Source organism: Nonomuraea sp. KM90, from assembly GCF_052246675.1.
In the GTDB taxonomy this organism is placed as follows: Bacteria; Actinomycetota; Actinomycetes; order Streptosporangiales; family Streptosporangiaceae; genus Nonomuraea.
Genome location: NZ_JBQQCB010000016.1, coordinates 150,056 through 157,637, shown reverse-complemented (window position 1 = coordinate 157,637; position 7,582 = coordinate 150,056). Strand labels below are relative to the sequence as shown.

At 71.4% G+C, this 7,582-nt stretch carries 4 protein-coding genes; 2 read left to right on the top strand and 2 right to left on the bottom strand.

The genetic code is table 11. The features are described from left to right. Positions 1 to 262 precede the first annotated feature (262 nt). A complete protein-coding gene (locus ACTWPW_RS20005) occupies positions 263 to 3,409 on the bottom strand; it encodes a S41 family peptidase (RefSeq protein WP_443169543.1) in 3,147 nt (1,048 codons plus the stop codon). Between the two features lie 147 nt (positions 3,410 to 3,556). Between ACTWPW_RS20005 and ACTWPW_RS20000 the strand changes: the two genes are divergently transcribed. Together ACTWPW_RS20000 and ACTWPW_RS19995 are read left to right on the top strand one after the other, a co-directional pair. Then, positions 3,557 to 3,985, top strand: coding sequence for a hypothetical protein (locus ACTWPW_RS20000; protein WP_375115255.1), 429 nt, complete (start codon positions 3,557 to 3,559; stop codon positions 3,983 to 3,985). Between the two features lie 49 nt (positions 3,986 to 4,034). Beyond that, complete coding sequence (locus tag ACTWPW_RS19995) at positions 4,035 to 5,003, top strand: TIGR03557 family F420-dependent LLM class oxidoreductase (RefSeq protein ID WP_443169542.1); 969 nt, start codon at positions 4,035 to 4,037, stop codon at positions 5,001 to 5,003. Here the strand turns inward: ACTWPW_RS19995 and leuS are convergent, their stop codons facing one another. Next, a complete protein-coding gene (gene leuS, locus ACTWPW_RS19990) occupies positions 5,004 to 7,484 on the bottom strand; it encodes a leucine--tRNA ligase (RefSeq protein WP_375115253.1) in 2,481 nt (826 codons plus the stop codon). Positions 7,485 to 7,582 lie beyond the last annotated feature (98 nt).

Below are 7,582 nucleotides of genomic sequence, written 5' to 3'. Positions count from 1 at the left end.
GGTCCTTGAAGGGGGGAGAAGAGTGAAAGGACCGACGGAAAGCCCGCAGCGGCCGCTGGGATGGGCGCGCCCTCGGCAACAGGCACACAGCGACCGTCGGCGGCGGGCGTGGCGGGGAGGAGCAGCGGGGAGCCCGCAGCAGCCGGCCGGAGACCCACTGCGGCCGGCTGGAGGCCGCGGGCGGGCGGCCGGTGCCCGAGGCTCGCGCGGGTCGCCGTCGGCGTGCGAGCGGCGACCGCGCGAGCCCCGGGACGGCCCAGGGTCAGGGCAGTGGGGGCAGGGCCGGTGGGGTGGCTGCCGGGTGCTGCTCGATGGCGGCGAGGGCGAGCTCGATCGCCTTGTCGAGCTGCGGATCCCGCCCCGCCACCCGGTCCTGCGGCGTGATCACCACCTCGATGTCCGGATCGACCCCGTAGTTCTCCACCCCCCACCCCGGCCCGTCGAGCCAGAACGAGTAGCGCGGCTGCGTCACCCGGGTGCCGTCCACGAGCGAGTAGCGCGAGTCGATCCCGATCACCCCGCCCCACGTCCGCGTCCCCACCAGCGGCCCGATCCCGCGGTTCTTGATGCCCGCGCTCACGATGTCGCCGTCGGAGCCCGCGAACTCGTCCGTGACCGTCACCACCGGCCCCCGGGGCGAGTCGTCGGGGTAGCGTCTCGGCTGGTACCAGCGGGCGTGCGCCCAGCCGGTGACCTTGCGGGACAGCTTCTCCAGCACCAGCTCCGACAGGTGCCCGCCGCTGTTCTCGCGCACGTCCACGACCAGCCCCTCGAAGGCCATCTCGGTGCGCAGGTCGCGGTGGAACTGCGCCCACCCGGAGGCCACCATGTCGGGCACGTGCAGGTAGCCGAGCCGCCCGCCGGACGCCTGCCTGACGTGGGCCCGCCGGCTCTCCACCCACTCGTGGTAGCGGAGCTGGCCCTCGTCGGCGATCGGGCTGACCACGACCCGGCGCACGTCGCCGCCGGAGGCGTGCCGCACGGTGAGCTCGACGGGCTGGTTGGCGGTGCCGGCCAGCAGGGGCAGCGGGCCGCGTACCGGATCGACCGGGCGCCCGCCCACCGCGAGGATCGCGTCGCCGGCACGGATCGCGACGCCGGGCGCGAGCAGCGGCGAGCGGGCGGCGTGGTCGGACGACTCGCCGGGCAGGATGCGCACGACCCGCCACACCCCGTCGCCGTCCCTGGCCAGGTCGGCGCCGAGCAGCCCCTGGCGGCGCCGGGGGTCGGCGCCGGAGCCGTTGGCCACGGCGTAGGCGTGGGAGGTGCCCAGCTCGCCCTGCGTCTCCCAGAGCAGGTCGATCAGCTCGGAGTGGGAGCCGATGCGGTCGACCAGCGGCTCGTAGCGGTCGAGGACGCCCTGCCAGTCGACGCCGTTCATGTCCTCGCGCCAGAAGTGGTCGCGCATGAGCCGCCCGGCCTCGCGGAAGCCCTGCCGCCACTCGGCGATCGGGTCGATCTGGACGTTGATCCGGTCGAGGTCGATGGTGACGACCTCGTCGCCCTCGCTCGCGGCGCGGGTCTGCAGGCCGTTCTTGCCGTTGGTGACGAGCCTGGAGCCGTCGCCGCTGACCTCGAACGCGCGCACCTCCCTGGCCAGCTCGGCCTTGGCGCGCTTCTTGAGGTCATAGCGTTCGAGCACGGTCTCCGCGCTCTGCTCGGTGCCGTCGCCGAGCTGCCCGGTGAGCGGGTAGCGCAGCCAGAGCAGCGCGTCCTTGGCGGTGCGCAGGTTGCCGTAGCCGGCCGCGGGCACGGGCACCGGCACGACGCGGGAGGCCAGCCCGTCGGGATCGACCTCGGTGCGCGGCGGCGTGTCGTCCTTCTTGTCGTCCTTCGAGGGTTTGTCGTCCTCGCCGTTGAACCCGCGCCCCTGCAGCGAGGGGTCGAACGGCGAGGGCGTGGTGGCCTGCAAGGGCACGATGTACGGCTTGCAGCCCTGGGGGAAGGACAGGTCGAAGACGTGCGCGTCGTAGACCGGGTCGAACGTCCGGACCGACAGGAACGCCAGGTGCTTGCCGTCCTTGGTGAACACGGGGTCGTAGTCGGCGAACCGGGCGGGGGTGACCTCGATCACCGAGGTCCCGTCCACCCGCCCCATCCTGATCTGGGTCAGCCGCCGGTGGTGCGGGTGCTCCCAGGCCAGCCACCCGGAGTCGGGCGAGAACGCCAGCCCGCTCACGTCGCCCTCGTCGGTCCGGTCGAGCTCCCTGACGTTCTCGGTGGCGAGGTCAACGACCAGCAGCCGCCCGTCGTGCGTGGCCACGGCCACGTGCTTGCCGTCGGGCGCCGCGACCAGCTCCAGCACCCGCCCGAGCTGTCCGGCGGCCATGGTCCTGACCTCGCCGCCCGGGGTGCCGATCTCCAGCCCGTCCTCCCCGCTCGCGTCGGACACCCACATGGCCTTGCCGTCGGCGTCGAGCACCCGAGGCAGGCGGACGCGCACGCCCGGCTGTGCCCGCAGCGCGCCCGCGGGCCCGTCGCGGTGGGTGACCCAGTGCGCGGTCCCGCGGATCTCCACCGCGCTGGCCCGCCCGGTGACGTCCGGTGAGAACGAGCCGACCCGCGTGGGCACCAGCCGCCTGGCCCGCCCCGGTCGCGGCCCGCCCAGCCGGATCTCCAGCGGGTGGGGCTCATCGTCCAGGCTCTCCAGCAGCCACAGGTCCCCGGCGTGGCCGTAGATCACCCGCTCGCCGTCACTGACGGCGTGCCGGGCGTAGAACTCCTCGTGGGAGCTGTGCTTGCGCAGGTCGGACCCGTCGGGCAGGGCGGAGTAGAGGTTGCCGACGCCGTCGGCGTCGGACAGGAACACGATCCGGTCCCCGACCCAGCTCACCGACCAGTATTGCGCCGTGCTGTCGGCGAACAGCCTGGTGAACTCCCCGTCGCCCTCGGCGTCCACCCAGAGCTTGCCCGCCGTACCGCCCCGGTATCGCTTCCACTGCGAGGGCTCGCGCCAGATCGACGAGACGGTGGCCACCTTCCCGCCGCTGACGGCCGCCTCGCTCACCCACCCGTACGGCAGCCGCGTGGCCGGACCTCCGTCGAGCGGCACCGCGTACGCCCAGCGTCTGCTGCGGGAGCCCTCTCCCGTCGCGCTGACCGCGAGCACGTCGCCGTCCGCGGTCCACCCGCGGACCGAGGTCGTGGCGTCGCCCCAGTGGGTCAGCCGCTCGCCCTCGGCTCCGTCGACCTCGGCCGCGAACACCTCGGGAGCACCCTCTTTGGTGCTGGTCCAGGCGATGCGTGCGCCGTCGGGCGAGAACCTCGGATATGCCACCGGTACGCGGTCGGCGGTGAATCGCCACGCGCGTCCCCCGGCCCGCGGAGCGAGCCAGACATCGTCGTCGACGACGAAGGTGACCAGGTCATCGTGCAGGTGCGGGTATCTCAGATATGCGCCAGTTGCCACAGCTGCACACTAGTGCGAGATGCCAAGAGGAGCCCATGGATTCCTCCCCGGGCGGACGTACGACGGCCCGGGAATGACCAAGTCCGGGATGCGGATGTACGTGCAGGGAAGGGGGGATATGCCCGATTTCCCACCCTGTGAGGAATCATGAAGATCTTCGCCCGTACGCATCAGCTCCCGCCCCGCCTGGCCGCCGGGGCCTTCATCCTGAGCTCCGGGCTGGACCTGGCGCACGCCGACGAGGAGACCGCCGCCTCCCTGCACGGCATGGCCGCGGGCCCCTACCCGTTCCTGCGCCGCATGGACCCGGCCGTCTTCGTCCGGCTGCTGTCGAAGAGCCAGATCGCCGTCGGCACGGCGATGCTGGTGCCGTTCGTGCCGTCGTTGCTGGCGGGGGCGGCGCTGACCGGGTTCGCGGCGGGGCTGCTCGGCATGTATCTCGGCACGCCCGCGATGCGCCAGGAGGGCAGCCTGCGGCCGAGCCCCGGGGGCACCGCCGTCGCCAAGGACGTCTGGCTGCTGGGCATCGGCCTGGGCCTGATGGTCGAGGAGCTGCGCGCCCGCGGCCGCCATTGATCTCCGTTCTTTGACCGCTAACGTTGACAAAGTCGGGTAGCCCGGACGCATGGTACAAATCGGCTACACCTTGATGTCCGAACAGACCCCGGCCCGCGAGCTGGTCGACTACGCCGCCGCGGCCGAGCGGATCGGCTTCGACTACGCCGTCATCTCCGATCACTATTTCCCGTGGCTCGAGGAGATGGGGCACTCGCCCTACTGCTGGTCGGTGCTCGGCGCGGCCGCCCAGGTCACCGAGCAGTTGCCACTCATGACGTACGTGACCTGTCCGATCATGCGCTACCACCCGGCCGTGGTGGCGCAGAAGGCGGCCACGATGGGCGTGCTGAGCCAGGGCAGGTTCACGCTGGGCCTCGGCGCCGGTGAGAACCTCAACGAGCACGTCATCGGCGAGGGCTGGCCGCCCGTGGACACCCGGCACCAGATGTTCGCCGAGGCCGTGCAGATCATCAGGGAGCTCTTCAGCGGGGAGTACATCACCTACCAGGGCGAGTTCTACGACGTGGACTCGGCCAAGTTGTACGACCTGCCGGACACCCCCGTCCCCATCGGCATCGCCGCCTCGGGCGGTCAGTCGGCCGAGATCGCCGCGGAGCTCGGCGACGTGCTGGTGGTCAACGAGCCGATGCCCGAGGTGGTCCAGCAGTTCAACGCCGCCGGCGGGCAGGGCAAGCCGGTCTACGGGCAGCTCGCCATCGCGTACGACACCGACGCCGAGGCCGCCAAGCAGCGCGCGCACGAGCTGTGGCGCTGGGCGAGCGTCGGCGGCTGGAAGGTCATGGCCGAGCTGCCGGGACCGGTGAACTTCACCGCGGCCGCCGGCACGGTGCGCCCGGACGACGTCGCCCAGAACGTGCCCTGCGGCAACGACGTGGACGCCGTCGTGCAGAGCGTCCGGAAGTTCACCGAGGCCGGATACACGCACGTGGCGCTCGTCCAGATCGGGCACGACCAGCAGCAGCCCTTCTTCGAGTGGGCGGAGAAGGAGCTGCTGCCGGCCTTGCGCGAACTGTGACTACGGGACGATGTTGACCAGCTTGGGCGCCCGCACGATCACCTTGCGCGGCATGCCCTGGAGGTAGGGGGCGACCTTGTCCGAGGACAGCGCCAGCTCCCGCAGCTCGTCCTCGGCGATGCCCGGCGGCACCTCCAGCCGGTCGCGCACCTTGCCCGCCACCTGCACCACGCAGGTGACCGACTCCTGCACCAGCAGCGCGGGGTCGGCCACCGGCCACCCGCCGAACGCGACGGACCCGGTGCGGCCCAGCCGCTCCCAGCCCTCCTCGGCGGTGTAGGGGGCCACCAGCGACAGCATGACCGCCAGCGACTCGGCGGCCTCGCGCACCGCCGGGTCGGCGGGCCCGCAGCCGGAGTCGATGGCCTTGCGCGCGGCCGAGGTCAGCTCCATCATGCGCGCCACCGCGACGTTGAAGCGGTAGGACTCGACCAGCTTCGTAACCTCGTCGATCGTGTGGTGGGTCACCTTGCGCAGCTCGACGTCACCGTCCGCGAACGGGACGCCCGGCTCGCTGGCGACCTCCGACATCACGCGCAGCGCGCGGGCCAGGAACTTCTGCGACGCGGCCGGCGACAGGTCGGCCCAGTCGATGTCGTCCTCGGGCGGCCCGGCGAACACCATGGTCAGGCGTACGGCGTCCACGCCGAAGTCGTCGATCTGCTGGCCCAGGTCCACGCCGTTGCCCAGGGACTTCGACATGGCCTTGCCGCCGTTGATCACCTGGCCCTGGTTCAGCATGCGGACGAACGGCTCGGTGAAGTCCACCATGCCCATGTCGTGCAGGACCTTGGTGAAGAAGCGCGAATACAGCAGGTGCAGCACCGCGTGCTCGATGCCGCCGACGTACTGGTCGATCGGGCCCCACTTACGCACCTGCTCGGGGTCGAACGGGCCGTCGGTGTAGCCCGGCGAGCAGTAACGCAGGAAATACCACGACGAGTCGACGAACGTGTCCATCGTGTCGGTGTCGCGCTTGGCCGGCCCGGAGCACTTGGGGCACTCGACGTTGACCCACTCCGTGGCGCTGGCCAGCGGGGAGACGCCCTTGGGCGCCAGCGCCTCGCCGCGCAGGTCGGGCAGCGTGACGGGCAGCTGCTCGTCGGGGACGGGCACCTCGCCGCAGTCGGGGCAGTGGATGATCGGGATCGGCGTGCCCCAGTAGCGCTGCCGGGACAGCAGCCAGTCGCGCAGCCGGAAGTTGACCGCGCCGGCGCCCTTGCCCTCGACCTCCAGCATCTCGATGATCTTGGTGATCGCCTCGGTCTTGGCCAGGCCGTCCAGCGGGCCGGAGTTGACCAGCGTGCCCTCGCCGGGCGTGGCCTCGCCGGTCTCGCCCGGGTCGGCCAGGCCGGTGTGCACGACGACCTTCACCGGCAGGTCGAACTTGCGGGCGAAGTCCAGGTCGCGCTGGTCGTGGGCGGGCACGGCCATGATGGCGCCGTGGCCGTAGTCGGACAGCACGTAGTCGGCCGCCCAGACCGGGATGCGCTCGCCGTTGACCGGGTTGATCGCGTGGCGGCCCAGGAAGACGCCGGTCTTCTCCTTGTCGGTGGACAGCCGCTCGATGTCGCTCAGCTTGGCGACCTCGGCGCGGTAGGCCTCGAACGCCGGGCGCTGATCGTCGGTGACGATCTCGTCGGCCAGCGCGGCGTCGGCGGCGACCACGAAGAACGTGGCGCCGTACAGCGTGTCTGGGCGCGTGGTGTAGACGTGGACCGGCGCGTCGCGGCCCTCGATCTCGAACAGCACGTCGGCGCCCTCGGAGCGGCCGATCCAGTTGCGCTGCATGGTCAGCAGCCGCTCGGGCCAGCCCTCCAGCTGCTCCATGTCGTCCAGCAGGCGGTTCGCGTAGTCAGTGATCTTGAAGTACCACTGCGTCAGCTCGCGGCGGATGACGTCGGCGCCGCAGCGCTCGCACTTGCCGGCCACGACCTGCTCGTTGGCCAGCACCGTCTGGTCGTTGGGGCACCAGTTGACCAGGCCGCCCTTGCGGTAGGCCAGGCCGCGCTCGAAGAAGCGGTTGAACAGCCACTGGTTCCAGCGGTAGTAGTCGGGGTCGCTGGTGTGCAGGCGGCGCGACCAGTCGAAGGCGATGCCGTAGCGCCGGAACGAGGTGGCCTGCGTCTCGATGTTGGCGTAGGTCCACTCGGCGGGGTGGGCGTTGCGCTTGATCGCCGCGTTCTCCGCGGGCAGGCCGAAGGAGTCCCAGCCGATCGGGTGCAGGACGTTGTAGCCCTTCTGCATCCAGAAGCGCGCGACGACGTCGCCGATGGCGAACACCTCGCCGTGGCCCATGTGCAGGTCGCCGGACGGGTAGGGGAACATGTCGAGCATGTAGCGCCGCTCGCGGGTGTCCGCGGCGTCCTCGCTCGCCCGGTAGGTGTCCTGCTCCTCCCATCGCTGCTGCCACTTGGCCTGCAGCGCCTGCGGGTCGTACTCACTCACGGCTACTGTCCTTCTGGCTTGATTCGGACCCATAAGAAAACCCCTCGCGCACACAACGAGGGGTGAAGCCGCGACGGCGAGTGCTCAGGGCCGTCGCGGCCCGCTAAGAAGCAGGGTCGCGGAACGCACGT